Source organism: Catellatospora sp. TT07R-123, assembly GCF_018327705.1.
Lineage (GTDB): Bacteria > Actinomycetota > Actinomycetes > Mycobacteriales > Micromonosporaceae > Catellatospora.
The window spans coordinates 1,647,670-1,673,424 of sequence record NZ_BNEM01000001.1 but is presented as its reverse complement, the minus strand read 5'-3'; the positions used below and the strand labels follow the sequence as shown (position 1 = coordinate 1,673,424).

Genomic DNA, 25,755 nt, shown 5'->3' with positions numbered 1-25,755 from the left:
GCGTACGGCCCGTTCACATGTCAGCCGATCCGCACCACCCGGGCCCAGCGCGGCGGCGGCTCCGAGTCGCACCCCTCGTGGTCGCAGTCGTGCTGGTGGGTGCGCTTGAACAGCCCCACCACGGTGCGGAACGGCGGCGGCGCGCTCGGCCACGGCGTCTGCCCGTCGGTCAGCACCACCACCACGTCCGGCCGGGGGCTGGTCCGCGCCGCCCGGCTGAAGCCGGCCCGCAGGTCGGTGCCCCCGCCGCCGGTCAGGGTGATCCCCTCGGCCTGGCACAGCGGGTGCGCGATGCGCGCGGCGGCGTCGCACGACATCACGGTGACGTTGTCGCGGCGGCCGCCGACGGCCCGCCCGATCGCGGTGACCTCCAGCAGCGCGCTGCCCAGCTCGGCGTCGCTGACCGACCCGGAGGTGTCGACGATGACGCAGACGCGCGGCGGCGTACGGCGCAGGCCCGGCAGCACCACCTCGGGCAGGCTGGCGCCCCGCCGCGACGGCCGGCCCCAGTTGTAGTCGTCGCCGCTGCCGGACGACGCCGCCGCGCGGACGGCCGCGCCGAGCAGGGCCCGCCACGGCTGCGGCGGGTGGAACGCCTCGTCGGCCCAGCGCTGCCAGCCCGCCGGCACCGCGCCGCGGCCCTTCATGCCCTCCGCCACCCGGAACCGGACCAGGTCGCGTTCCTGGTCGCCCAGCCCGTGCGCCCCGTCCGGCCCCAGGTCCCAGTCGCGTTCGCGCCCGTCGGCGCCGCTGCCGCAGTCCAGCCACGCCAGACCCTGCGTGTACGGCCCCAACCGGAACTGCCCCAGGTAGTCCTCCATCAGCTGGCCCGGGTCCAGCCGCAGGTGCCGGGGCTGGACGCAGTCGCGGGGCCACGGCAGGCCGTCGCCGTAGATGTCGTCGTTGATCTCGCAGTCGGCGGCGATGTTCATCCGCAGCCGCTCGGCCGGGCCGGTCAGCCCGTGCGCGGCGGCGTACCGGTCGCCGCGGGCGTGGTGGTCGCGCAGCAGGTGCGACACCTCGTGCACCCATACCCCGGCCAGGTCCGCCAGCGGGGTGGCGGCCACGAACGCGGGCGAGGCGTAGCAGCGCCAGTGCCGGTCCACGGCCATCGTCGGCACCCGCGGCGACTCCACCGGGTGCAGCGCGAACAGCGCCGTCGCCAGGTACGGCCGCACCCGGGCCGCGTACAGCCGGGCGGCGTACAGCTTGTCGAAGTCCATCGTCACCGGCGCGCACCCACCCGCTCGACGGCCCTGTCCGCGCGCTGGGCGAGCGCGACGGCCCCGGCCAGCCGCTCGATCGCGGTCGGCACCTCCCAGCCGTCCTGGCGCAGCGACGCCAGCGTCGCGGCGGGCACGACCACCAGGTCGGGGGCGCCGGTCTCCAGGGCCAGGACCAGCAGCGACCAGGCCGCGTCCCAGCGGGACCGGTCCGGTCGGCGCCGCACCGCCTCGACCACGCCGTCGAGCACCGCCTGGCGCAGGTCGCCCCGCTCGGGCAGCACGGCGCTGCCCGGGTCGGCCAGCAGCGTCTCGGGGTCGGGCAGGTCCAGCCGGTCCAGGCTCGCCAGCAGCTCCAGCCCCGGCCCGTCGCCGACGGTGCCGCGCACCAGCATCGACAGCACCTCACGGCCGGTGCCCGCGGCGGTGCCGAACGCGATCAGCCGCAGCGCCATGTCCCAGCTGCGCGGCGACGGCCACGGGCCGCCCCGCCGGGACTCGCCGGTGGGCAGCTTGTGGACCAGTGCGGGCCGGGCCGCCAGCAGGGTGCAGACGGCGCGCCGGGCGTACGCGACGGACTCGGGCAGCCGGGCCGGGTCGAGCCGGGGCAGTGACGCGCGGGGCCAGGTGCCGCCGAGGCCGCGCACCACCACGTCGTGGTCGTGGGCCCACTGGAGGTGCACGAACCGGTTGGCCAGCGGCGCGCTCAGCTCCCAGCCGTCGGCGGCCGAGGACCGGGGGTTGGCGGCCGCGACGATGCGTACGCCCGGCGGCAGGGACAGCGCCCCGACCCGGCGTTCGAGTACCAGCCGCAGCAGGGCCGCCTGCACCGCGGGCGGCGCCGTGGACAGCTCGTCGAGGAACAGCAGCCCGCGCCCGGCCCGCACCAGGCGTACGGCCCAGTCCGGCGGCGCCATCGGGACGCCCTGCACCGCCGGGTCGTCACCGACGATCGGCAGGCCGGAGAAGTCGGTGGGCTCGTGCACGCTGGCGATCACCGTGGTCAGCGGCAGGTCCAGCGACTCGGCGAGCTGGTTGAGGGCGGCGGTCTTGCCGATGCCGGGCTCACCCCACAGGAGCACCGGCAGGTCGGCCGCGACCGCGAGCGTCAGCGCCTCCAACTGGTTGTCGGCGCGGGGTTCGGTGCCGGTGTCGTTCAGCAGGGCGAGCAGCTCGGCGGCGACGTCGAGCCGGGTCGGGACGGCGGTGGGCAGAACGGAAGCAGGCATGTGTCATCACCATGGGAGAGTCGGGCGCCGGATGCGGCGAAGGGTGGAGGTCGGTGCGGGCGCGGGTCAGCGCCGGGTGGCCCGGCGTGGCCGGGGCCGGTGGGTGAGGCGGCGGCCGTCGTTCGGCGCCCGGACCGGACCGGGCCCGGCGAGCCCGGACCGGTACAGCCCGTGCGTGACCTGCTGCTGCACCGCGAATTCGAGCTCGTCGCGCAGCGCGCCGCCGCGGAGCAGCACGTCCGGTCCGAGCAGCGTCTCGACGGCGGCCAGCGCCCCGTCGGTGTCGCCGTGGTCCAGGCGGGCCCGGACGTCGACGAGGCACTCCGGGCTGCGGTGGGCCTGGTCGATCGCGCGCAGGCACGGCAGCGGGCTGCCGCCCAGCGCGACCAGCAGCGCCTCGCGGTGCAGCTCGGCCGGGCCGTGGTCCAGCGGGACGAGGACCCCGTCCACGACGCCGATCCGGTGCCGCACCCCGCCGCACTCGACGACGCGCACGCCGGGCGCGGTGTCGTCGGTCCGGTCCGGGGTGGACGGCAGGTCCGGCGCCAGGGCGGCGGCGACCAGCGGGTGCAGCCGCTCCGCTGCGACCGCCCCGGCGCGCAGCAGCTCCAGGTCGGGCGGCACCCACGTCGCCGCGTACGGCAGCAGCGGGCTCGCCGGGTCGTCCCGCCTGGCGGGCGGCAGTGCCGACAGGCGGGTGCCGCCGTCGGACGGGTCCAGGCGCAGCCGGTGGCGGCCGTGCAGCCGTACCGTCACCGGGCCGCCGCGGTGGCCGTCGGCACGCAGCAGCAGCGCCGCCTCGGCCGCCCAGCGGTCGGCGGCGCAGCCCGCGTCCGGCGGCACCGGGCCGGGCGGCGGCGGGTCCAGGCCGGGCGGGCGGTCCGCGCCGGACCGCTGCCGCAGTTCACCGGCGCGCCGGGCGTCCCACAGGTGGCGGTGCAGGTCGAGCCGGAACCGCCGGTCGGGATGCGGATGCGGATGCACGTCGGCCGCCCGTCCGGCGGGATGCTCGTCCCACAGGGCGAGGCTGATCCGCTGGCCGGAGTCCGCCCACGACGGTGGGGTGCGGACCACCAGGTGCACGGCCCGGGTGGGCCCGGCCGGGTGGTAGCGGGCCAGCGAGACGGTCAGACCGGGGCGCAGCAGGCCGTCCGGGGCGGTGCGCGGCAGGTGCCAGCGCAGCAGGTCCGGGGCGAGGTGGCGCAGGTCGTCGTGCAGACCGGTGGCGAATCGCCGCCCGTACGCGCGGGCCGCGGCCCTCGGGTCCAGGTCGACGTCGACGCGGGCGGCGGCGCACGCCCCGGCCCAGTCGCCCGCGGCACGGCGGGCGGTCGCGGTTTCGATCATCGTCGGCGGCACGGCGTATTCGCGTACGTGCTGCCAGAAGGGGAGACGGGTGTCTCCGTACGCAAGCAGGGAGCGCATCAGCACTCACCTATTGCGAACGGAACCCCCGTTCTGCCGAAAGAGGTATTCATCGCGCGCAGCCTAACCCATCGCGCCCCGGCTGTCAGTCGCAGATTTCCATCCGGCTGATCAGTCGGCCAGGCGGCGGACCTTGACGGTGCTGTCGCTGCGGGTGCCGGGCTGGCCGTCCGGGCCGGTGGCGTCGAACTCGTACGCCTCCCGGACCAGCACCTCCCACTCGTGATCGGGCAGCGCCAGCGCGCCGAGCACGTCGTCGGGGCCGGGGAACTCGACGTCGTCGTGGTGCCCGGTGTGCCAGGACGGGAACGCGCAATGCCCGACGACCAGCAGGACCCCGCCCGGGACCACCGCCGCGGCCGCCGACCGGAGGACGTCGCGCCACGGCAGCGGGCCGCGCGAGTGCAGGAAGAATGCGCTGACCAGGTCGTATTTCCCGTCGGGGAAGGACGCGGCGAGGTCGTGGCGCTGCCAGTCGATGTGGTCGCCCAGCCCGGCCACGGCCGCGTGGGAGGCGCCGCGCCGCAGCGCGGTGGGGGAGACGTCGACCGCGGTGACCCGCCAGCCGTGCGCGGCCAGCCAGATCGCGTCGGCGCCCTCGCCGCAGCCCAGGTCCAGCGCCGTCCCCGGCGTCAGCCCGGCCGCCTCGCGGACCAGCGCCGCGTTGGGTTTTCCGCTCCACACCTGCTCGCTGCCGCGGTAGCGGTCCTCCCAGAGCTGCTCGTCGGTCTGGTGGGCGTCGGCGTGGTCGTGGGACATGGCGCGCTCCTGTCGTACCCGCACCCGCCGCGTCAGGCTGCGGTCAGGTCGATCCAGTATCGCCTGGTCCGGCCGAGTTCGGTGTCGCGGACGTCCTCCAGCACGCCGCCGTTGCGCTCGATCGTGCGCGCCGACGCGGTGTTGTCGTCCTTGCAGGTCACCAGCACCCGGTCGAGGCCGAGCGCGCGGGCGTGCCCCAGCACCTCGGCCAGGGCCCAGCCGGCCAGGCCGCGCCCGCGGGCCGCCGGGCGGATGCCGTAGCCGATGTGGCCGCCCGCGTGCAGCAGGAAGTCGTTGAGCTCGTGCCGCAGCGAGATCGAGCCGACGATCTCGCCCCGGTCGACCACCCACCAGTACGTCGCGTGCACCATGCCCTCGGGCGGTGCGACCGTGACGTCGGCCGAGCAGTGCAGCCGCGCGACGAACTGTGCGAACACGACCGGGTCGTCGACGTCGAGGCCCTCGCGCAGCCCGCTGCCGTTCTGGACGACGTCGCGGCCCCAGTCGTCGCGGCAGTCGAGCCAGCGCTGGTGCAGCGCGGTGTCCGGGGTGATCAGCTCGGGCATGGCGTCTACCTTAAACCGGGCCGAGCGGCCGCCGATCCCCGTCCAGGTGGGACCGCTGTTCTCGAAATGTGGGATTTAATAGTAAGTATTCTTGACTGTTAATCATCGACTGGGGACGATCTGAAGACCGCTCTCGTCCCAGAGACGCGCTTCCCCCGTCAGAACGGAGCAGCGTTGACTTCGTCTCCCGCCTGAAGGCGGGAGATTCCGTTGGTCGCCCTCGGGTTTCCTGTTTCACTGCCGATCGCCCGTGCGGGAGGGGTCCCGTTGAGGTCTTACACCGGCTCCGCAGGCCGACACCGCCAGTCCGGCGGCCAGGATGTTCTTCGCGGCGTTGATGTCGCGATCATGGGTCGTGCCGCACCGGCATGTCCAGCTGCGCACCTGCAGGGGCATCCGGTCGGCGAGGGTGCCGCAGGCCGAGCACAGTCTCGTACTGGGAAACCAGCGGTCGACCACGATCAGCTGCCGGCCGTACCACGCCGTCTTGTATTCGAGCATGGTGCGCAGCTGCCGCCAGGCCGCGTCGGAGATCGCCCGCGCCAGGCTCCGGTTCTTGACCATGTTGCACACCGAAAGATCCTCGATCACGAGCACTTGGTTTTCGCGCACGAGTCGAGTGGTCAGTTGGTGCAGGTGGTCACGGCGCCGGTCGCTGATGCGGGCATGCGCGCGGGCGGCCTTGACCCTTGCCTTGGCTCGGTTGGTCCCGTCGCCCTTGGCTTTGCGGGACAGGTTGCGCTGGGCGCGGGCGAGCCGCTTACGGTCGCGTTGCTCATGCCTGGGGTTGATGATCTTCTCGCCGGTCGACAGGACGAGCAGATGCCCGATCCCGACGTCGATACCCACCGCCCGGTCGGTCGCGGGCAGTGGCCGGACGGTGGGGTCGTCGCACAGCAGCGATACCCACCAGCGTCCCGCCGAGTCCTGGCTGACGGTCACCGTCGAAGGCCGTGCACCTTCGGGCAGGGGCCGCGACCAGACGATGTTCAGCGGCTCGGTCGTCTTGGCCAGGGTCAGCTGCCCGTCGCGGTAGCGGAACGCGCTGGCGGTGTACTCGGCGCTGCGCCGGGATCTGCGTTTGGACTTGAACCGCGGGTAGCGGGCCCGCTTGGCGAAGTAGTTCGCGAACGCGGTCTGCAGATGCCGCAGGGTCTGCTGCAGCGGCACCGAGGAGACCTCGTTGAGGTAAGCCAGTTCCTCGGTGGCCTTCCACGCGGTCAGCATCGCCGACGTCGCCCCGTACCCGACCCGCTCCTGTCGCTGAGTCCATGCTTCGGTCCGTGCCGCCAGGGCCAGGTTGTAGACCTTGCGCACACACCCGAACGTGCGCGACAGCAGCGCTGCCTGCACGTCGGTCGGGTAGAAGCGGTACCGGAAAGCCCGTTTCACCGGTGCGGTCACGCCGGAAAGCTAGCAACACCCGGTGACATTCCCACCGCGGTGGTTAGACCCCGGTTCGCCTCAGCGGCGAATCGGCTGCTCCTGCGCTGCTGTGCAGGAGCTTCGTTTCCTCCCCCGCCCGAAGGCGGGGGTACCCACGAAGGAAGTCCGATGAACAGACTGCGAATGTCCCTCGCAGCTACGATGACCGCTCTCGTCGCCACCCTCGCGGTGACCACCCTGGCCGCCCCGGCCGGCGCCGCCGAACTGATCAGCAACGGTGGTTTCGAGTCCGGCAGCCTGTCCCCGTGGACCTGCTCCGGCAGCACCGGCAGCGTCGTGTCCACCCCGGTCCGCACCGGCACCAAGGCGCTGCAGGGCGCCGCGTCCAGCAGCGACAGCGCCCAGTGCAACCAGACCGTGGCGACCGTGTCGGGCACCTCGTACACGCTGACCGCGTGGGTGCGCGGCAACTACGTCTACCTCGGTGTCACCGGCGGCGCCTCGACCTGGACGCCGAGCGCCGCCAACTGGACCCAGCTGACGGTGACCTTCACCGCCAGCAGCTCCTCCACCCAGGTCTACCTGCACGGCTGGTACGCGCAGGGCTCCTACTACGCCGACGACGTGTCCGTGCAGGGCCAGGGCGGCACCTCCGTCCCCGGCGTCCCGGGCAACCCGGTCGCGGGCACGATCACGAACACCTCGATCGCGCTGTCGTGGGGTGCCTCCTCCGGCACCGTCAGCGGCTACCGGGTGTACGAGGGCAGCACGGTCGTCTCCTCGCCGACCGGCACCTCGGCCACCATCAGCGGCCTGGCCGCGTGCAGCACGCACACGTACTCGGTGGCGGCGTACAACAGCACCGGCGAGTCCGCGCGCTCGGGCAGCGTCACCGTCACCACGACGGGCTGCACCACCGGCGTGCCCGGCCCGGTCAGCAACCTGCGGGTCACCGGCGCGACCGACACCTCGCTGTCCATCGCCTGGAACGCGGGCACCGGCACGATCACCGGCTACCGGGTGTACGAGGGCAGCACGCTGCGCGCCACCGTCACCGCCCTGGCGGCGACCCTGTCGGGCCTGGGCACCTGCTCCAGCCACACCTACACGGTCAAGGCCTACAACGGCACGGGCGAGTCGACCGCCGTCTCGGTGACCGGCACGACCACCGGCTGCACCACCGGCACCCTGCCCAAGCACGTGCTGACCGGGTACTGGCAGAACTTCACCAACGGGGCGACGCCGCTGCGCCTGTCGTCGGTGCCGACCACGTACGACATCGTGGCCGTCGCCTTCGCGGAGGCGAACGCGAGCACCCAGGGCGCGGTGACGTTCAACGTCGACTCCGGACTGTCCTCGGCGCTGGGCGGCTACACCAACGCCCAGTTCACCGCCGACATCTCCACCCTGCACTCGCGCAACCAGAAGGTGATCCTGTCGGTCGGCGGCGAGAAGGGCACCGTGTCGGTGGCCAGCTCGACGGCGGCGACCAACTTCGCCAACAGCCTGTACAGCCTGATCACGACGTTCGGGTTCGACGGGGTCGACATCGACCTGGAGAACGGGCTCAACGCGACCTACATGGAGCAGGCGCTGCGCAACCTGCGCTCGCGGGTCGGCACGAACCTGATCATCACGATGGCGCCGCAGACGATCGACATGCAGTCGACCGGGTCGAGCTACTTCGCCCTCGCCCTGGCGATCAAGGACATCCTGACGATCGTGCACACCCAGTTCTACAACTCGGGCAGCATGCTGGGCTGCGACCAGCAGTTCGCGTACTCCCAGGGCACGATCAACTTCATGACCGCGCTGGCCTGCATCCAGCTCCAGAGCGCGCTGCGGCCCGACCAGGTCGCCCTGGGCCTGCCCGCCACCACCCAGGCGGCCGGCGGCGGCTACGTCAGCCCGAGCGTGGTCAACAGCGCCCTGGACTGCCTGGCGGCCCGGACCAACTGCGGCAGCTTCGTGCCGCCGACGGCCTGGCCGAGCATCCGCGGCGCCATGACCTGGTCGATCAACTGGGACGCCAGCAACGGGTACGCGTTCGCGAACTCGGTGCACGGCCACCTGGTCGGCATGCCCTGACCCGGTGACACGGCGAACGGCGGCCCGACCTGCGGGCCGCCGTTCGCCGTTCTGGCGCAGACTGCGCAGTCTCAGGAGGCGGTGGGCTGCGGCGTGGCCGCCTGCTGGGGCGCGGCCGGGCCGAGCAGGCCGTACCGGGCGGTGTCGAGCGTGCCCTTGCCGGTCACCGCGTACCCGGGCGAGGCGGCGTCGGTGGTCAGCGAGATGTTGGCCTCGTAGCGGGTGTACCAGTTCGCCGCGCCCTTGGGCGGCTGGGCGGTGGCGGCGTTGATGACGTACGGCTTGGTCGCCAGCGCGGTGTTGGTCGAGGTCATGGTGACCGTGGCCGCGTTCTCCCCGGTGTACACCCACTCGACCTGCGAGGACTCGTTCTCGCCGTCGCCGGTCCGCTCGAACTCGGTCGCGTTCAGCGCGTCGTCGCCGAACGCGCCGACGAGCCGCTTGTGGTTCTTGGCGTCGTCGACGACCAGCATCGGCAGGTAGGTCGAGCCCCACTGCGGCCGCAGCTGCGCGTCGATGCCCAGGATGGCGAAGTCGCCCACGACGCCCCGGCCGGCCTTCCAGCGCTCGATCACGCTGGGCAGCGGGATGTTGCCCCAGCTGTGCTCGTGGAAGCCGTGCCCGTCGAACTCCCGCACCTCGTCGTAGATCTTCAGGGTGCCGGTGGCGCGGCCCGTCGGCACGGGTGCGGTCCAGCCGTAGTACGTGTCGGTGCTGCCGAGGAAGATCACGCCGGTGCCGGGCCGGAACGGCGCGGCCTGGTTGGTCAGCGTCAGGTCGAGGCCGATGTCGCCGTCGCGGCCGGTCAGCCGGAAGGTCTTCGTGTCGCCGGTGAGGCTGAACGGGCCGACCTTCACGTCGCAGCGGTCGGTCGCACTGGAGAACTGGTTCCAGCTGTACGTCTTCACCACGTCGAAGTTGGAGCCCCACGGGAACGACATGATCAGGCTCGCGGCGGGCAGCCGGTTCTGCTCGGTCGGGTTCAGGGTGAGCGCGTCGCCGGGGCGGGTGCGCAGCGTGAAGGTCACCACCGTGCCGTCGTCGGTCATGAACTCGCAGTGCCAGCGCTCGTACACCTTGGGGTCGCTGTTGGCGGCGGCGGTGCGGAACCCGCCCTCCCAGGGCTGGTACTCGTCGGCCTTGAGTGACAGCCGCTGGTAGTCGGCCGGCGCGTTGCCGAACGTGTTGAGCGTGGCCGGCGGCAGCACCGCCTTCGGCTTCTCCGGTCCGCCGCACCCGGCCAGACCGGGGATGGCGGCGAGCGACCCGGCCGCGATCGCCCGCAGCACGGTGCGTCGCGACGGCGTCGAGCTGTACAGATGAGGATTCATGGCGCCGTCCCATCGCCGCGGCCCCGGCGACGATGCGCCGGAGTCCAACCCATTGATTGTTGTTTGCGCAGAATATACGGCGCATTGGCGGGATCGGCGGCGATTTGGGCAAAGTGTCCGCAGGCAGCGCGGCTGCGGCGCGTCGGCCGCGACAGCGCGAAGCGCCCCCGCGGCCAGGCCGGGGAGCGCATGCTGTACCAGCGGCGATCAGCGAACCGGATCGCGGCGGTACAGCCGCTTGGCCCACAGGTAGCAGACCACGGTGATACCGGCGCCCCAGGCGACGGCGCCCACGGCGTCGCCGCCGATCGGCCCGCCCAGCAGCAGCCCGCGCAGCGTCTCCATCATCGGCGTGAACGGCTGGTACTGCGCGAACCAGGCGATCGGGCCCGGCATCGAGTCGGTCGGCACGAAGCCGCTGCCCATGAACGGCAGCAGGATCAGCGGCATCGGCAGGTTGCTGGCCGACTCGATGCTCTTGGCGACCAGGCCGCAGGCCACCCCGAACCAGGTGATCGCCAGCGAGATCAGGGTCAGCAGCCCGGCGGCGGCGAACCACTCGGCCACCCCGGCGGTCGGGCGGAAGCCGACCGCGACCGCGACCCCGATCACCACGGCCAGGGCGAGCAGCATCTGCACCAGGTTGCCCAGCACGTGGCCGGTCAGCACGGACGGCCGGAAGATCGCCATGGTGCGGAACCGGGCGATGATGCCCTCGCTCATGTCCTGCGCCACCCCGATCGCGGTGCCCTGCGCGACACCCGCCACGGCCAGCAGCAGGATGCCGGGGGTGACGTAGTTGGCGTACACCTCGCGGCCGCCGCCGGCGGCGATGCCGTCGCCCAGGGTGCCGCCGAAGACGTACACGAACAGCAGCAGCATCACGACCGGCACGCCGATCAAATACATGATCATCGGGTATCGCCGCGCGCGCAGCAGGTACCGCCGCAGCATCGTGGTCGAGTCGCGCAGCGCGTACGTGGCGGTGCTCATCGGGTGGCTCCTTCGAGGGTGGTGGCGGTGTCGGGGTTGCCGGTGAGGGCGAGGAACACGTCGTCGAGGTCGGGGGTGTGCACGGTCAGCTCGGCGACCTCGACGTCGGCGCGGTCGAGCCGGTCGAGCACCTCGCGCAGCGAGCGGACCCCGCCGTCGCTGGGCACCTGCAGGGTCAGCGCGTCGTCGTCGCGGGTGTTCGACCCGAGCGCGCGGGCGGCCGCCTCCAGTTCGCCCGGCCCGGCGAAGCGCAGCCGGATGTGCCCGCCGGGGATGAGCCGCTTGAGCTCGGCCGGAGTGCCCTCGGCGATGATCCGGCCGTGGTCGAGCAGGGCCACCCGGTCGGCGAGCTGGTCGGCCTCCTCCAGGTACTGCGTGGTGAGGAAGATGGTCACCCCGCCCGCCACCAGGCCGCGGATGACGTCCCACATGGTCCGGCGGCTGCGCGGGTCCAGCCCCGTGGTCGGCTCGTCCAGGAAGATCACCTTCGGGTCGCCGACGAGCGTCATCGCCAGGTCGAGGCGGCGGCGCATGCCACCCGAGTAGGTGACCGCGGGCTTGGCGGCCGCGTCGGCCAGGTCGAACCGGGCCAGCAGGTCGGCCACCCGGCGGCGGCCCTCCGCCCTGGACAGGTGGTTCAGGTCGGCCATCAGCGTCAGGTTCTCGGTGCCGGTGAGCAGGTTGTCCACGGCCGAGAACTGGCCGGTGACGCCGATCGCGGCACGGGCGCCGTCGGGGTCGGCGGCCACGTCGTGCCCGGCCACGACCGCCTGGCCGCCGTCGGCCCGGATCAGCGTGGACAGGATGTTGACGGTGGTGGTCTTGCCGGCCCCGTTCGGGCCGAGCAGGGCGAAGACGGTGCCCGCGGGCACGTGCAGGTCCAGGCCCTGCAGGACGGGGGACTTGCCGTACGACTTGCGCAGGCCGGTGACCGCGATCGCCGGTCGGGGGGTGGTCATGCTGATCTCCTTCAGGAACGGTGGATGACGATGTCGCCCCAGTGGGTACGCGCGTGGATCTCGACCCGCTCGTCGGTCTCCTGCGGCCCCTCGGCGCTGTTCAGCTGGTTGCGTACGGTGCCGGACGCGTTGAGGTCGAGCCAGGCGGCGGTGCCCTCGGGGATGCCGATCTCCAGCTGCCCGGCCGCGGTCTGGAGCACGACCGAGCCGCGCACCGCGCTCTCGACGCGGATGGCGCCGTGCGCGGTCTTGGCGGTCAGCCCGCCGCCCGCACGGCCGACGGTGATGGCGCCGTTGGCGGCGTTGACGCGGGCCTGGCCGTCGGCCCGCCCCAGCCAGGTGTCGCCGTTGGAGCTCTTGAGGACGGCGGCGCCGGTGACGTGGCCGATCCGCAGCCGGCCGGTGCCCGTGCTGGCCTCGGCGTCGCCGTCGACGTGGTCGACCGACACGTCCCCGGCGCCCGTGCCCACCCGCAGCGGGCCGGTCTGCTGCAGGCTCAGATCGCCGTATCCGGTCCGGAACCGGCACTCGCCCAGCCGCCCCGTCGCCCGCACCGACCCGAGCGAGCACGTGCCCTCCAGGGCGGACCCGGCCGGCACGTGCACCTCGACGTCGATCGAGCCGGGCTTGCCGAACAGCGAGCTCGTCTTCGGCGTACGGACCAGCAGGCGCCCGGCCGTGAACTCGACCCGGGTCTGCTCGGCGAGCTTGACCGACTTCGCGTTGTTGTTGCTGGGCCGCACGGTCACGACCGTGTCGGCCCGATCGGCGGCGTGCACGCGCACCTCGCCGACGGCCAGGTGCAGATCGACGGTTATCGCTTCAGGTGTGTCGAAAGTGGGCATGGTGGTCCCCTCGCAGCGGGTAGGTGGAAAGAAAGTCCTGGTCAGTTCATTCGCCGAGTTGCCGGGCAATCGGGCTTCCCACGACGGTCGGAGTGCCCGACTGCCCGGCGACTCGGCGGGTCAGCGGACCCAGCCGGTGTAGCGCTGGCCGCTGTCGGTGATCTGGGCGGCGGTCGGGCGCGGGGCGGCGTCGGCGCCGACCATCGCGGCCGCGGCGCGGACCAGCCAGGTGTTGACCGACATCCGCTCGCGGGCGGCCGCCTCCTCGATCCGGGTCTTCAGGTCGTCGGGCAGGCGCAGGTTGATCCGGGTCATCGGGCCGCGCTCGGCGTCGTCGGCCGGTGCGGAGGCCGGTGCCACCGGGGCCGGTGCCGCGGCGGGCTCCTGCGGCCGAGGGATCTCGCCGTCGCGGACGGTCACCACGAAGCCGGGGTCGCGGCCGCGCAGGCGCAGCTCGACCGAGCCGGGCGCCATGTCGCGGGTGATCTCGTCGGCGGCGGCCGACAGCGCTTCGAGCAGCGTCAGCCGCACCGCCGACTCCAGCGGCGCGGTGAGGCGGTCGGCGAGCGCGCGGGCGTCGTCGCCACCGGCCTCGGCGGCGGTGGCGAGTTCGCGGCGCAGCGTCTCGACGTACGGCGTCAAATCCATGACGTCACTATGGCACCAAAATGGCACCACACGCAACCCACTCTGGCTCACTATGGCGCCACGGCTGAGCCAAGACCGCGACGAAGCGACGAATCCGCAGCTCGGACCTGGTCCCCACTCCGGTCACGCGTCATCTACTCCGGGTCACGCCTCCCGGCACCCGACGTGCCCTGCCGGTCGGCCAGGCGCCCCGAGGTCGGCCGGGCGCCCCGAGGTCGGCCGGGCGCCCCGCCGGTCGGCCCCGCCCCGCCGCCGCCCGTTTTCCATAGACGTTGGCCTATTACATCGACTGGCAGAAGATCACCCTCGATGTAATAGGCCAACGTCTATGAATGTCGACGCTCGAAGTCGCTTTCGTCCCCCTTTGCTGAGCGGCATGGTTGCCATTTCGACGCGGGCGGCGATCGGGGCCGCGACGCATGCCGCCTGGGTCCCACCTGCCGGAACGCGATGAACGGATTCCGACCACAATCGCCGATCAAGGTCTGCGATCGCCGTGATGATCGCCGGTGGCGGTCGAAACCTGTGCTGGACAAGCACCTTCTGACCGAAAACGGCGATCATCGAGCCGGAGCCGGAGCCGGAGCCGGAGCCGGGGCCAGGGCGGGAGCCGGTGCCGGGGCCGGGGCGGGGCGGGTGCCGGGGCCGGGGCGGGAGCTGGGGCCGGAGTGGGGCCGGGGGCGGCTGAGTTGCCGGGCAATCGGGGGTATCTTGGCGCGCTGATGGCCCGATTGCCCGGCAACTTGGGGTGAGGTGGGGGTCAGAGGGTGCGTTTGTTGAGGAGGCGGTTGGGGGTGCCCGAGAGGGTGCCGGTGACGACGCCCGTGGTCGCGTTGTCGACGATCCAGGCGTGCACGGTGGCCTGGCTGGCGTCGCCATACGTCGCCTTGTACAGCACCGCGATGCCCGCGGCGTGCGGGGTCGACATCGAGGTGCCGTTGTAGCTGCCCGTGGTGTTGCCGGGCAGGGTCGACACGATCGCCGAGCCGGGGCCGTAGATGTCGACGCAGCTGCCGGTGGAGGAGTAGCTGGCGCGGGCGTCGGTCGAGGTGGTGGCCGCGACGACCAGGGCGGCGGTCAGGTTGCGGGGCAGCCGGTCGCAGGAGTTGCTGCCGGTGTTGCCCGCCGAGGTGGCCAGGAAGACGCCCGCGTTCATCATGTTGGTCAGCGCGGTGGCCAGTGTCGCGCTGTACGTGATGTTCCACGAGGTGTTGGCGACGGCCGGCTTGACGTGGTTCGCCGTCACCCAGTTGACCGCGGCGACCGCGCCCGAGGTGGTGCCGCTGCCCGCGCAGTTGAGCCACTTGACGCCGTGCAGCGAGGCGGCCTTGGCCACGCCGTACGAGGTGGAGCCGATGGTGCCCGCGACGTGGGTGCCGTGGCCGTTGCAGTCGGTGTTGTTGCTGTCCACGGCGTTGTAGTTGAACTGCGCCCGGCCGCCGAAGTTCGGGTGGGCGGCGTCGACGCCGGAGTCGATGATGTACGCGTGCACGCCCGCGCCGGTCGCGGTGTAGCTGTAGCTGGCCGACAGCGGCAGGTTGGTCTGGTCGATGCGGTCGATGCCCCAGGCGGGCGGGTTGGCCTGGGTGGTGTCGAGGACGTGGTGGTGCCAGGCGTCGCGCTCGATGGCGACCACGTCGGCGCTGTGCGACAGCTCGGTGACCTGCGCTTCGGTCAGGGCCGCGGCGAAGCCGTTGAGCGCCTTGCCGAAGTCGGTGCGGGCGGTGGCCTTCAGGGCGCGCAGGGCGGTGCCCCGGTCGGCGCCGGAGCGGAACGTCACCAGGTAGGCGCCCGGGATGACGGCGGTGTCGGCATCGGCGGCCGGTGCCGTGATCCGTACGGGCACGGCGCGGTACGGCGCTCCGGCCGCGGTGGCGGCCGATGGCAGGGCCACGAGGGTGACCGCGGTGGTGGCGGTGAGGGTGGCGAGGGCGAGCAGGCGGTGGCGCCAGGTCCGTGTGGGTGACACGTCTTCCTCCACATACCGGTGGACGTCCTGGATGGACGGCATCTGGCCGGGAGATTACATAGACAGTGTTACGTCAATCAATGCTTTGGATGTGACGTTTTCGGCCTTACGTCGGACCTGGCGTTTCGCTGCCAGAACAGGACTTTCGGTGAGATCGACAGAAGTTCTTGTTGACACATCTGAAAGTCTGGACACGTCGATGAAAAGTGCTCTAAGGTGGCCGTCATCAATGTTTCGTCCGTGTAACCGGCGGCGCGGTTACCCCTAGCCCACCCGGCATCCGGCGCGGCGGCGCGCGCCCTGCCTGGCCTCCCCCAGTCAGGAAGGGTCGGACACCCATGTCCAGACACGCGTTAAGACGTACCCTCCAGCACGCGGCAGCGGCCGCGCTGCTACTCACCGGCCCGGCCCTGGCGGCCGTGGCCACCACCGCCGCCCCCGCGGCGGCGCACACCATCGACCCGGCCGGATACCAGCAGATCGAGCTGGCCCGGGGCGTCGCCGAGATGGGCGAGCCGATGTCGCTGGCGGTGCTGCCTGACCGGTCCGTGCTGCACACCGCGCGCAACGGCACGCTGCGGCGCACCGACGCCGCCGGGGTCACCTCGGTGGTCGGCACCATCCCCGTCTACTCCCACGACGAGGAGGGCCTGCAGGGCGTCGGCATCGACCCCGGCTTCGCCACCAACCGCTACATCTACCTCTACTTCGCTCCGCCGCTGTCCACCCCGGCCGGTGACGCGCCCGCCACCGGGACCGACTGGACGGCCTGGACGGGCGTCAACCGGCTGGCCCGGTTCACTCTCAACGCCGACTTCACGGTGAACATGTCCAGCCAGGTCACCGTGCTGGACGTGCCCGCGAACCGGGGGCTGTGCTGCCACGTCGGCGGCGACATCGACTTCGACGCGGCGGGCAACCTCTACCTGTCGACGGGTGACGACAGCAATCCGTTCGACTCGGCCGGGTACGCGCCGATCGACGAGCGGACCAACCGCAACCCGGGCTACGACGCGCAGCGCTCGGCGGGCAACACCAACGACCTGCGCGGCAAGATCCTGCGGATCAAGGTCGCGGCCGACGGGACGTACACGATCCCGTCGGGGAACCTGTTCGCGCCGGGCACGGCCAAGACCCGGTCCGAGATCTACGCGATGGGCTTCCGCAACCCGTTCCGGATGAGCGTCGACAAGGCCACGGGTGTGGTCTACGTCGGCGACTACGGCCCGGACGCGGGCACGACGGACGCCAACCGGGGTCCGAGCGGGCAGGTGGAGTTCAACCGGATCACCTCGGCGGGCAACTACGGCTGGCCGTACTGCACCGGGGCCAACACCAGCACCGAGACGTACAACGAGTGGGACTTCAACACCGGGACCACCGGGCCGAAGTTCAACTGCGCGGGCGGGCCGACCAACAACTCGTTCCGCAACACCGGTCTGACCACGCTGCCGCCCGCCCGCCCGGCGTGGATCAAGTACGGCGGGGACAGCGGCACGCCGAGCGAGTTCGGCGGCGGCTCGGAGTCGCCGATGGCCGGGCAGGTGTACCGCTACAACGCCTCCTCCACCTCGACGGTCAAGTTCCCGCAGGACATGGACGGGCTGTTCTTCGCCACCGAGTTCGGCCGGGGCTGGATCAAGCCGATCCACGTCAACGCCGACGGCAGCCGCGGCACCATCGACGCCTTCCCGTGGACCGGCAAGCAGGTCATGGACTCGGCGTTCGGCCCGGACGGCGCGCTGTACGTGCTCGACTACGGCACCGGCTACTTCAACGGCGACGCCAACTCGGCGCTGTACCGCTTCGAGTACGTCGGCACCGGCAACCGGGCCCCCAGCGCCAACGCCACCGGCACCCCGACCTCGGGTTCGGCGCCGCTGGCGGTCGCGTTCTCCTCGGCCGGGTCGAGTGACCCCGAGGGCGGGGCGCTGACCTACTCGTGGGACTTCGGCGACGGGACCAGCTCGACGGCGGCCAACCCGAGCCACACGTACACGGTCAACGGGACGTACACGGCGACGCTGACCGTACGCGACCCGCAGGGCGCCGCGGGCGGCGACAGCGTGATCGTCACGGTCGGCAACACCGCCCCGAGCGTGTCGCTCAACGTGCCCGGCGACGGTCAGCTGTTCAGCTTCGGTGACACGGTGAGCTACTCGATCGCGGTCAGCGACACGCAGGACGGCGCGATCGACTGCGCCAAGGTCAAGCTGACCTACGTGCTCGGCCACGACCAGCACGGGCACCAGATCACCTCGAAGAACGGCTGCTCGGGCACGATGACCATCCCGGTCGACGGCGAGCACGACGACGCGGCGAACATCTTCGCGATCTTCGACGCGGAGTACACCGACGGCGGCGGCCTGACCACGCACGCGCAGGTCATCCTCCAGCCCCGGCACCGGCAGGCCGAGCACTTCGGCTCCTCGCTCGGGATCAACACGTTCACCAAGACCACGGCCGAGGGCGGCAAGACCGTCGGCGACATCCACAACGGGGACTGGATCTCGTTCACGCCGTACCGGCTGAGCAACGCGACCGGGTTCACCGCCCGGGTGTCCTCGGGCGGCGTCGGCGGCACGCTCCAGGTGCGGGCCGGGTCGGCCACGGGCACCGTGCTCGGGTCGGCGACCGTGCCGGTGACGGGCGGCTGGGAGACGTTCACGAACGTCAGCGGCACCATCACCAGCCCGCCCAACGGCACCACGCAGCTGTTCCTGACCTTCGCGGGCGGCACGGGCGCGCTGTTCGACCTGGACTCGTTCACGTTCACCACGGCGGCGGGCGTCGGGCCGATCAAGGGCCTGGCCGGCAAGTGCCTGGACGTGCGCAGCGGGTCCAACGCGGACGGGACCCAGGTGCAGATCTACACCTGCAACGGGACCGGGGCGCAGACCTGGGCCGTGACCGGGCAGACGCTGCGGTCGATGGGCAAGTGCCTGGACATCTCCGGCGGCGGCACCGCCGACGGAGCCAAGATCCAGATCTACACCTGCAACGGTACGGGGGCGCAGAACTGGGTCTACCAGTCCTCGGACCAGACCCTGCGCAACCCGCAGTCGGGCAAGTGCCTGGACGTGGCGGGCAACAACTCGGCCGACAGCACGGTCGTGAACCTGTGGACCTGCACCGCCGGGGCGGCCAACCAGAAGTGGTCCCTGCCGTCCTGACCAGCCGCGGGCCGGGCAGCACCCCCTGCCCGGCCCGCCCCCCTCGTGAAAGGAGCAAAACTGTGCGCAGCATCCTGCGAACCGCGCTCGGCACGGCCGCGGCCGCGCTGACCGTGCTCGCGGCCACCGCCTGCCCGGCGGCGGCCGCCGACGCCCCGTACGACGTGCTGGTCTTCTCCAAGACGGCCGGCTTCCGGCACGACTCGATCGCGGTGGGCACCCAGGCCATCCGCGACCTGGGTGCCGCCAACAGCTTCACCGTGACCGCCACCGAGGACGCCGCCGCCTTCACCACCGCCAACCTGGCGCAGTACGAGGCGGTCGTCTTCCTCAACACCACCGGCGACGTGCTCAACGACACCCAGCAGACCGCCTTCGAGAGCTACATCCGCGGCGGCGGCGGGTACGTCGGCGTGCACGCCGCCGCCGACACCGAGTACTCCTGGCCGTTCTACGGCAACCTGGTCGGGGCGTGGTTCGCCTCGCACCCGGCGATCCAGCAGGCCAACGTGAAGATCGAGGACCGGGGCAAGGCGGCGACCGCGCACCTGCCGCAGACCTGGACCCGCACCGACGAGTGGTACAACTACCAGACCAACGTCCGGTCCACCGCGAAGGTGCTGGCCACGCTGGACGAGTCGTCGTACACCGGCGGCGGCATGGGCGCCGACCACCCGCACGCGTGGTGCAAGACCATCGACAGCGGCCGGTCGTTCTACACCGGCGCCGGGCACACCCAGGAGTCGTACGCCGACCCCGCGTTCCGGGCGCACCTGCTCGGCGGCATCCGGTACGCCGCGGGGCGGACCAAGGCCGACTGCCGCCCCGAGAACGGCTACACCGCCCTCTACAACGGCTCGACCACGGGCTGGTCGCAGGCCGGGCCGGGCAGCCTCACCAACAGCGACGCGACGCTGACCACGGTCGGCGGCATGGGCCTGTTCTGGTACAGCGCCAAGCAGTTCACCTCGTACTCGCTGAAGCTGGACTGGAAGCTCACCGGCGACTCGAACTCCGGGGTGTTCATCGGGTTCCCGCCGTCGACCGACCCCTGGTCGGCGGTGAACAACGGCTACGAGGTGCAGATCGACGCCACCGACGCGGCCGACCGGACCACCGGCTCGGTGTACACGTTCAAGTCGGCCGACCTCGCCGCCCGCGACGCCGCGCTCAACCCGCCCGGCGAGTGGAACACGTACGAGCTGCTGGTCGAGGGCGAGCGGCTGCAGATCTTCCTCAACGGCGTGAAGATCAACGATTTCACCAACACCGATCCGGTCCGGAGCCTGGCCGGGCACATCGGCATCCAGAACCACGGCACCGGTGACACCGCCTCGTTCCGCAACGTCCGGATCAAGGAGCTGGGCAGCGCCCCGACCGACGTGACGGTGCAGGCGGAGTCGTTCACCACCGCCAGCGGCGTGCAGGCGTACACCAAGGCGGGCGCCAACAACGGGCAGACGCTCGGCTACGTCGACCCGGGCGACTGGGCCTCGTACGCCAACGTCAACACCGGTGGGGCGACCAGCTTCCGCACCCGCGTCGTGTCCGGCGGTCCGGGCGGCAGCATCCAGGTGCGCACCGGCTCGACCACCGGCCCGATCCTGGGCACGGTCGCCGTCCCCAACACCGGCAGCTGGAGCACGTACGCCGATGTCAGCGCCCCGCTGACCGGCGTGCCCACCGGCAACCAGACGCTGTTCCTCACGTTCACCGGCACCGGCACCGGCCTGTTCGACGTCGACGACTTCACGCTGGTCAAGACGGGGACGCCGGGCACCGGCCCGGTGAAGGGCCTGGCGGGCAAGTGCCTGGACGTGCGGGGCTCCGGCACCGCCGACGGCACCCAGATCCAGCTCTACACCTGCAACGGATCGGGCGCGCAGAACTGGACGGTCAGCGGGCAGACGCTGCGGGCGCTGGGCAAGTGCCTGGACGTCTCCGGCGGCGGCAGCGCCGACGGCACGAAGATCCAGCTGTGGACCTGCAACGGCTCCGGCGCCCAGAACTGGACCTACCAGTCGTCGGACCAGACCCTGCGCAACCCGCAGTCGGGCAAGTGCCTGGACGTGTCGGGCAACAACTCGGCCGACAGCACGGTCGTGCAGCTGTGGACCTGTGTCGCGGGTGCGGGCAACCAGAAGTGGACCCTGCCCTGATGTGATCGCGGGCCGGACGGGTCATCCCGTCCGGCCCGCGCTTTCGGTAAGTTTCCGCAGGTCACTGGCGTGGCGATGGCGGATCGCGGCGGGGCGTGCTCCGTACGATCTGGCCAATCGTTGTGAAAGGTGACCAATGCGAAAGATCGATCGGGCTGCACTCGTCGGTGCCGCTCTGCTAGCCGCCGTGCTGGGCGGCGCCGCACCCTCGTGGAGCGCCGTCGCAGCCGGTGAGCAGGCTTACGACGACGCCGGGACGTACACCTTCGACCTGCCCCAGGGTGTCGCCGTGACCCTCGAACTGTGGGGCGCGGGCGGTGGCGGGGGCGGCGGCACCGCCGGTGGCGGGGGCGGCGGTGGCGGCGGTGGCGGCAAGGCGCTGCTCGGCCGAGGCGGAGGCGGCGGCGCGGGCGGCAGCTCCGGCGGCGGCGGGGCGGGTGCCGGATCGGGCGGCGCGGGCCAGTACGTCAAGTGCGTCCTGCCCGCCGACTTCCCGCCCGCCCAGCTCGCCGTCGTGATCGGACGCGGCGGCAGCGGCGGGCGCGGCGCCGGTGGCGTGGCCGGCGGCGCGCCCAGCGCCCCCGGCGGCAACGGCAACGCGGGCCAGGCGACCGCCGCCGGTTCCGACGGCGCCGACGGCGCGTCCACCGAGATCAGCGTGCTGCTCAACGGCACCCCGCTGACCCTGACCGCCGCCGCAGGCGGCGGGGGCGGCACGGGCGGCCCGGCGTTCTCCGACAGCGGACCCGGTGGTCAGGACGCCACCGCCAGCCGCCCCGGCCAGACCCGGCCCGGCGGCCTCGGCAGCACCACGCCCGGTGCGGGCGGCACGGGCGGACACGGGACGGTGCTCTCGCCGCGCCTGTGTTCGGCCGCCGACGGTGCCGACGGCAACCAGGGCGGTAACGGCACCGACGGCACCGGTGGCGCCTCGGGTGCCGACGGCGCGACCAACGGCAACGGCGGCGCCGGTGGCGCGGGCGCGTCGACGGTCGGCTCCGGTGGTGCGGGCGGCGCGGTCACCAGCGGTGTCGCGCACGGCGTCGGCGGTGCCGGGGGCGCGGGCGGCAAGGGCGGCAAGGGCGGCGCGGGCGGCAACGGGGCGTACGACAGCAGCCTGGCGGCCCTGGGCGGCGCGGCCGGCAGCAGCTCCTCGGCCGGTGCCACCGGCCTGGCCGGCGCTGACGGCCACGTCCGCCTGACCTGGTGACGCCACGGCTCACACCTCATGTGGTGTCCGTACACCACATGGAGGTGTGAGCCACTACGCCATGTCTGCCCGGCGGGCTCAGACGTGCAGGCTGCGGCCGCCGTCGACGACGATGCGCTGGCCGGTGACGAACCCGGCGCCGTCGGAGGCGAGGAAGCTCACCACGTGCGCGACGTCCTCGGGCCTGCCCATGCGGCCGGACGGGACCGTGGCCAGGTAGCCGTCGGTCTCGTCGCCCTCGTGCCGCTCGACCGGGATCCAGCCCGGCGCGACCGTGTTCACCGTCACCCCGCGCGGCGCCAGCTCGTGCGCCCAGGCGCGGGCCAGGCCGATCTGCCCGCTCTTGGCCGTGGCGTACGCCGACCAGCCCACCGGCGGCCGGTCGGCGATCTCGGAGTCGATGTGGATGATGCGGCCCCAGCCGCGGTCGGCCATGCCGGGGGACAGGGCGCGGCCGAGCAGCACCGGGCTCTGCACGAAGAAGGCGAGCTGGTCCAGGTGTGCCCGCCAGTCCGCCTCGGCGATCGGCGCCTCGGGCTGCGGGCCGGTGGCGTTGAGCACCAGCACGTCGATCTTCCCCAGGTAGCGCTCGACGGAGGCGGCCAGCTCGGCGACGGCCGACTCGTCGGTGACGTCGGCGGCGAACGCGGCCGCGGTGCCGCCCTCGGCCTGGATCTCGTCCACCAGCTGCGCCAGCGGGCCGCCGCAGCGGCGGCTGTTGACCGCCACCGCCATGCCGTCGCGGGCCAGCCGCTTGGCGATGGCGCGGCCCAGGCCGCGGGAACTGCCGGTGATGAGCGCTACGCGCTTGCGGGCTGCCACGGCGGTCGATCCTGCCAGTGCCCGGCCCCGGCCGCGACCGCGTCCCGCAGAGTGCGACCGCCGTCACCGCCCGTTCAGCCACGGTCTTCCCTCTGTTGATCACGTCGGCTACGGTGTGCCGCCGGACATCCGAGAAGGAGACGACGTGGACGTGTGGGGCGACATCGCGCTGCTGGTGTTGGCGCTGCTTATCGGCGCCATGGCATACGCGAAGCGGCGGTTGATCGGCGGGACGGCCTCCTTCCTCACGGTGGCCGCGAGCATCGCCCTGCTGGTCAGCGCCGGTCTGGGTGCGTGCCACAAGGTCGTGGCCGGTCTGGCGGCCGGGCCCGGTGCGCCGTTCAAGTGGATCCTCTTGGAGGCGCCGCTGTCGGTGGCGGCCGCCGCCACGCCGATATTTCCGGTTCTGCTGCTGGCGATGGCGGTCTTCGCGCGGGAGATCGAGCCCGTCGGGCAGGTGACCGGCCGGCGGTGACGCGGGCGGAATATCGCGGGACAGGGCCGGTGGGCCGGCGCTAGCGTCGTGGGCTGTGAGCGTGACACCGACGCGCCAGATCAGGGCGTGCTACGACGAGGACTCGATCACCGTGTACCAGGCGTATTCGCCGGTGATCGCGGTGCCGGCGGTGGCGGCGGGGCGGTTCGCGGACGGGTTCAAGCGGGACCGGATGACCTGGATCAAGCCGTCGTTCCTGTGGATGATGTACCGCTGCGGCTGGGCGGCCAAGCCCGGCCAGGAGCACGTGCTGGCGATCCGGATCCGGCGCGAGGGCTTCGCCTGGGCGCTGGCCAACAGCGCGCTGAGCAGCTACGAGCCCGACGTGCACGCCGATCGCGAGCAGTGGCGGCAGTCGCTGCGGGCCCCGGTGCGGGTGCAGTGGGACCCCGAACGCGACCTGCACCTGCGGCCGCTGGCGCACCGGGCGGTCCAGATCGGGCTGTCGGGCGAGGCGGTGCGGCGCTACGTCGACGAGTGGACGCTGGGGATCGAGGACGTCACGGCGCGCTGCCGCGAGATCCGCGCCCTGGTCGCGGCGGGCGACCTGGCGGGCGCGGCGGCCCGGCTGCCGGTCGAGCGGCCGTACCCGCTCGCATCATGATCTGAGACCGTGGACGCTGGATGTTGCTCTGGCAGCACCTGGCGTCCACGGTATCGGATCTTGCTCAGCCGACCGGGGTGCGGACGCGGTCGGCCAGGGTGCGGCCGTGGTCCTGGGCGGTGCTGTGCGCGTCGCGCAGCGACTGGGCGGCCTGCCCGCGCAGCGCCTCCATCGCCGGGTTGACCTCGGCCAGGGTCAGCTCCGCCTCGACCTCGTGCAGGTCCAGCCCGAACACGTCGCCGAAGATGCGCCGCAGCCACGGCGTGCCGTGGTCCCAGCCCTCGCGCGGGGTGCCCGGCCCGTAGCCGCCGCCGCGCACCACGACGAGCGCGGCCGGGCGTCCGGCCAGCGGCTGGCCCGACCCGGGCCGCAGGCGGGGGTCGGTCATGAGCAGGTCCACCCAGGTCTTGACGTGCTGCGGGACCCCGAAGTTGTACAGCGGGACGGCGAGCAGGTAGGCGTCGGCGGCCAGGACCTCGTCGGCGAGTTCGGCGGCCAGGGCCAGCGCCTCGGTCTGCGGGGCGGTGCGCTGCTCGGCGGGCAGGTGGCCGCCCGTGACCGCGTCGGCCCAGGCGCCCGCGGGCAGCGGCGCGGCGCCGAGGTCGCGGCGCAGCACGGCCGGGTGCGGCTGGTCCCCCCGCCAGGCCGCTTCGACGGAATCGGCGACCCCGCGGCTGACCGATCCGTCGATACGGATGCTGGCGTCGAGGCGGAACAGGTTCATGGCATCGTGCCTTCCCGAGAAAAGCTTACGTTCAGATGTTCTGTGAAACAGAACATCTAGTTCTTAGCACACCTCGACCCGGGTCGCCACTCGCGTACCATCGGGTCCGTGACCGCCACACCCGCCTCCGCCGACGAGCACGTGTGCCGCGAGCCGGGCTTCGACACCGACTTCGGCCTGGCCCTGGGCGCGGTGTTCCGGCAGTACCTCAAGGCGGCCGCCGACGCGGCCCGCGACGTGCCCGGCGGCGGGCGCGGCTACCAGGTGCTCGCGATGTCGGCGGCCGGGGTGTGCGCCAGCCAGCTCGCGCTGGCCAAGCAGCTGGGCATCGACCGCACCGTGATGACGTACCTGGTCGACGACATGGAGCGCGGCGGCGTGATCGAGCGCCAGCCCGACCCCGCCGACCGGCGGGCGCGCCGCCTCGTCCCCACGGCGCAGGGCCGGGCGGTGCTGGCGCGGGTGCGCGGGGAGCTGGAGCGGGCGGAACGGGAGATCCTCGCCGCGCTGGAGGAGGACGAGCGCGAGACGCTGCGCGCGCTGCTGCAGCGGGTGGCGCACCACCACCGGGTCAACGGCGAGCACGCGTGCCAGGCGGCCGCGGCGGTCGTGGCACCGACCTGCTGAGACCGGCAGGTCAGGGCCGGTTCGCCCGGGTGGCCTGCCACTTCGCGACCAGGGCCGCGATCTCGTCCTGGAGGAACACGAAGAACTCGGTCATCTCGGTGAGCCGGGCGCCCGCGGCGGAGTCGGCGCCGACGGCGGACACCCCCTCGGCCATCACGTCGGCGACCACTTTGTACACGCCGCCCTTGGCGACGCTGGCCACGTACCAGGAGTTGCTGACCGACCGGTAGCGGGTGCTGCGGGAACCGGGAACCGGCTCCCGCAGCACCAGACCGACCTGGACCAGATAGCGGACGGCGTCGGAGGCGGCGGCGGGGCTGACCCCGAGCCACTCGCCGAGCTGCGCGGCGGTCATCACCCCGTCCTCGGCGCAGGTCAGGGCCCCGAGCACCCGTGCGGGCATGCGGGGGAAGCCGAGGTCGGACAGCGTCATCGCGAGCTGCTCGACGAAACGCCGTACGGCTTCCTCGTCACGTTCGGCCATCCGCACATCCTCCATCACCGGTCGGTCCGTACTGC

General features: G+C 72.5%; 22 protein-coding genes. 7 read left to right on the top strand and 15 right to left on the bottom strand.

Annotated elements, in window-relative coordinates; translation table 11 throughout:
• Positions 1-20: 20 nt before the first annotated feature.
• From Cs7R123_RS06950 to Cs7R123_RS06925, 6 genes are all read right to left on the bottom strand, one after another.
• Positions 21-1,223, bottom strand: coding sequence for a VWA-like domain-containing protein (locus Cs7R123_RS06950; protein WP_212828951.1), 1,203 nt, complete (start codon positions 1,221-1,223; stop codon positions 21-23).
• A 2-nt stretch (positions 1,224-1,225) separates the two neighbouring features.
• Positions 1,226-2,452 (bottom strand): MoxR family ATPase, encoded by a 1,227-nt coding sequence (locus Cs7R123_RS06945; protein WP_212824369.1) that lies wholly within the window; start codon positions 2,450-2,452, stop codon positions 1,226-1,228.
• 66 nt (positions 2,453-2,518) lie between these two features.
• On the bottom strand, positions 2,519-3,877 hold the full coding sequence (locus Cs7R123_RS06940) for a hypothetical protein (RefSeq protein WP_212824367.1): 1,359 nt from the start codon (positions 3,875-3,877) through the stop codon (positions 2,519-2,521).
• 111 nt (positions 3,878-3,988) lie between these two features.
• Positions 3,989-4,636, bottom strand: a complete 648-nt coding sequence (locus Cs7R123_RS06935) for a cyclopropane-fatty-acyl-phospholipid synthase family protein (RefSeq protein ID WP_212824365.1) — start codon at positions 4,634-4,636, stop codon at positions 3,989-3,991.
• A gap of 32 nt (positions 4,637-4,668) precedes the next feature.
• Positions 4,669-5,202 carry a GNAT family N-acetyltransferase gene (locus tag Cs7R123_RS06930; RefSeq protein WP_212824363.1) on the bottom strand — a complete coding sequence of 178 codons (534 nt, stop codon included), beginning with the start codon at positions 5,200-5,202 and terminating at the stop codon, positions 4,669-4,671.
• Between the two features lie 234 nt (positions 5,203-5,436).
• Positions 5,437-6,606 (bottom strand): RNA-guided endonuclease TnpB family protein, encoded by a 1,170-nt coding sequence (locus Cs7R123_RS06925; RefSeq protein ID WP_212824361.1) that lies wholly within the window; start codon positions 6,604-6,606, stop codon positions 5,437-5,439.
• Between the two features lie 183 nt (positions 6,607-6,789).
• Here Cs7R123_RS06925 and Cs7R123_RS40070 point away from each other — a divergent pair, with 183 nt between their 5' ends.
• Positions 6,790-8,676 (top strand): glycosyl hydrolase family 18 protein, encoded by a 1,887-nt coding sequence (locus tag Cs7R123_RS40070; RefSeq protein WP_244871658.1) that lies wholly within the window; start codon positions 6,790-6,792, stop codon positions 8,674-8,676.
• A gap of 71 nt (positions 8,677-8,747) precedes the next feature.
• On the opposite strand, the gene Cs7R123_RS06910 is transcribed toward Cs7R123_RS40070, so the two are convergent.
• From Cs7R123_RS06910 to Cs7R123_RS06885, 6 genes are all read right to left on the bottom strand, one after another.
• Entirely contained in the window at positions 8,748-10,007 is a 1,260-nt protein-coding gene (locus Cs7R123_RS06910) for a hypothetical protein (RefSeq protein WP_212824359.1), read from the bottom strand.
• A 207-nt stretch (positions 10,008-10,214) separates the two neighbouring features.
• Positions 10,215-11,000: an ABC transporter permease gene (locus Cs7R123_RS06905; RefSeq protein ID WP_212824357.1), complete on the bottom strand. Its 786-nt coding sequence runs from the start codon at positions 10,998-11,000 to the stop codon at positions 10,215-10,217.
• Positions 10,997-11,959 carry an ATP-binding cassette domain-containing protein gene (locus tag Cs7R123_RS06900; protein ID WP_212824355.1) on the bottom strand — a complete coding sequence of 321 codons (963 nt, stop codon included), beginning with the start codon at positions 11,957-11,959 and terminating at the stop codon, positions 10,997-10,999. Before Cs7R123_RS06900 ends, Cs7R123_RS06905 begins: the two co-directional genes overlap by 4 nt.
• A gap of 11 nt (positions 11,960-11,970) precedes the next feature.
• Positions 11,971-12,804, bottom strand: coding sequence for a DUF4097 family beta strand repeat-containing protein (locus Cs7R123_RS06895; protein ID WP_212824353.1), 834 nt, complete (start codon positions 12,802-12,804; stop codon positions 11,971-11,973).
• A 120-nt stretch (positions 12,805-12,924) separates the two neighbouring features.
• On the bottom strand, positions 12,925-13,452 hold the full coding sequence (locus Cs7R123_RS06890) for a toxin-antitoxin system HicB family antitoxin (RefSeq protein ID WP_212824351.1): 528 nt from the start codon (positions 13,450-13,452) through the stop codon (positions 12,925-12,927).
• Positions 13,453-14,212: 760 nt separating this feature from the next.
• Positions 14,213-15,421: a S8 family peptidase gene (locus tag Cs7R123_RS06885; RefSeq protein ID WP_244871657.1), complete on the bottom strand. Its 1,209-nt coding sequence runs from the start codon at positions 15,419-15,421 to the stop codon at positions 14,213-14,215.
• A 338-nt stretch (positions 15,422-15,759) separates the two neighbouring features.
• On the opposite strand from Cs7R123_RS06885, the gene Cs7R123_RS06880 reads away from it, so the two are divergent.
• The 3 genes from Cs7R123_RS06880 (at position 15,760) to Cs7R123_RS40690 (ending at position 21,963) form a co-directional block, all read left to right on the top strand.
• Positions 15,760-18,594, top strand: a complete 2,835-nt coding sequence (locus Cs7R123_RS06880; protein ID WP_212824347.1) for a PQQ-dependent sugar dehydrogenase — start codon at positions 15,760-15,762, stop codon at positions 18,592-18,594.
• 62 nt (positions 18,595-18,656) lie between these two features.
• Positions 18,657-20,753, top strand: a complete 2,097-nt coding sequence (locus Cs7R123_RS06875; protein ID WP_212824345.1) for a ThuA domain-containing protein — start codon at positions 18,657-18,659, stop codon at positions 20,751-20,753.
• Between the two features lie 136 nt (positions 20,754-20,889).
• Complete coding sequence (locus Cs7R123_RS40690) at positions 20,890-21,963, top strand: hypothetical protein (protein ID WP_212829308.1); 1,074 nt, start codon at positions 20,890-20,892, stop codon at positions 21,961-21,963.
• Positions 21,964-22,041: 78 nt separating this feature from the next.
• On the opposite strand, the gene Cs7R123_RS06865 is transcribed toward Cs7R123_RS40690, so the two are convergent.
• The gene (locus tag Cs7R123_RS06865; RefSeq protein ID WP_244871656.1) at positions 22,042-22,785 is read right to left on the bottom strand and encodes an SDR family NAD(P)-dependent oxidoreductase; all 744 of its coding nucleotides are present in this window, start codon (positions 22,783-22,785) and stop codon (positions 22,042-22,044) included.
• A gap of 145 nt (positions 22,786-22,930) precedes the next feature.
• Between Cs7R123_RS06865 and Cs7R123_RS06860 the strand changes: the two genes are divergently transcribed.
• Entirely contained in the window at positions 22,931-23,260 is a 330-nt protein-coding gene (locus Cs7R123_RS06860; protein WP_212824343.1) for a hypothetical protein, read from the top strand.
• Between the two features lie 55 nt (positions 23,261-23,315).
• Complete coding sequence (locus Cs7R123_RS06855) at positions 23,316-23,885, top strand: DUF4291 domain-containing protein (protein ID WP_212824341.1); 570 nt, start codon at positions 23,316-23,318, stop codon at positions 23,883-23,885.
• 64 nt (positions 23,886-23,949) lie between these two features.
• Here the strand turns inward: Cs7R123_RS06855 and Cs7R123_RS06850 are convergent, their stop codons facing one another.
• The gene (locus Cs7R123_RS06850; protein WP_212824339.1) at positions 23,950-24,609 is read right to left on the bottom strand and encodes an FMN-dependent NADH-azoreductase; all 660 of its coding nucleotides are present in this window, start codon (positions 24,607-24,609) and stop codon (positions 23,950-23,952) included.
• A 108-nt stretch (positions 24,610-24,717) separates the two neighbouring features.
• Between Cs7R123_RS06850 and Cs7R123_RS06845 the strand changes: the two genes are divergently transcribed.
• Positions 24,718-25,236 carry a MarR family winged helix-turn-helix transcriptional regulator gene (locus Cs7R123_RS06845; RefSeq protein ID WP_212824337.1) on the top strand — a complete coding sequence of 173 codons (519 nt, stop codon included), beginning with the start codon at positions 24,718-24,720 and terminating at the stop codon, positions 25,234-25,236.
• 10 nt (positions 25,237-25,246) lie between these two features.
• Here the strand turns inward: Cs7R123_RS06845 and Cs7R123_RS06840 are convergent, their stop codons facing one another.
• The gene (locus Cs7R123_RS06840; protein WP_212824335.1) at positions 25,247-25,720 is read right to left on the bottom strand and encodes a GbsR/MarR family transcriptional regulator; all 474 of its coding nucleotides are present in this window, start codon (positions 25,718-25,720) and stop codon (positions 25,247-25,249) included.
• Positions 25,721-25,755 lie beyond the last annotated feature (35 nt).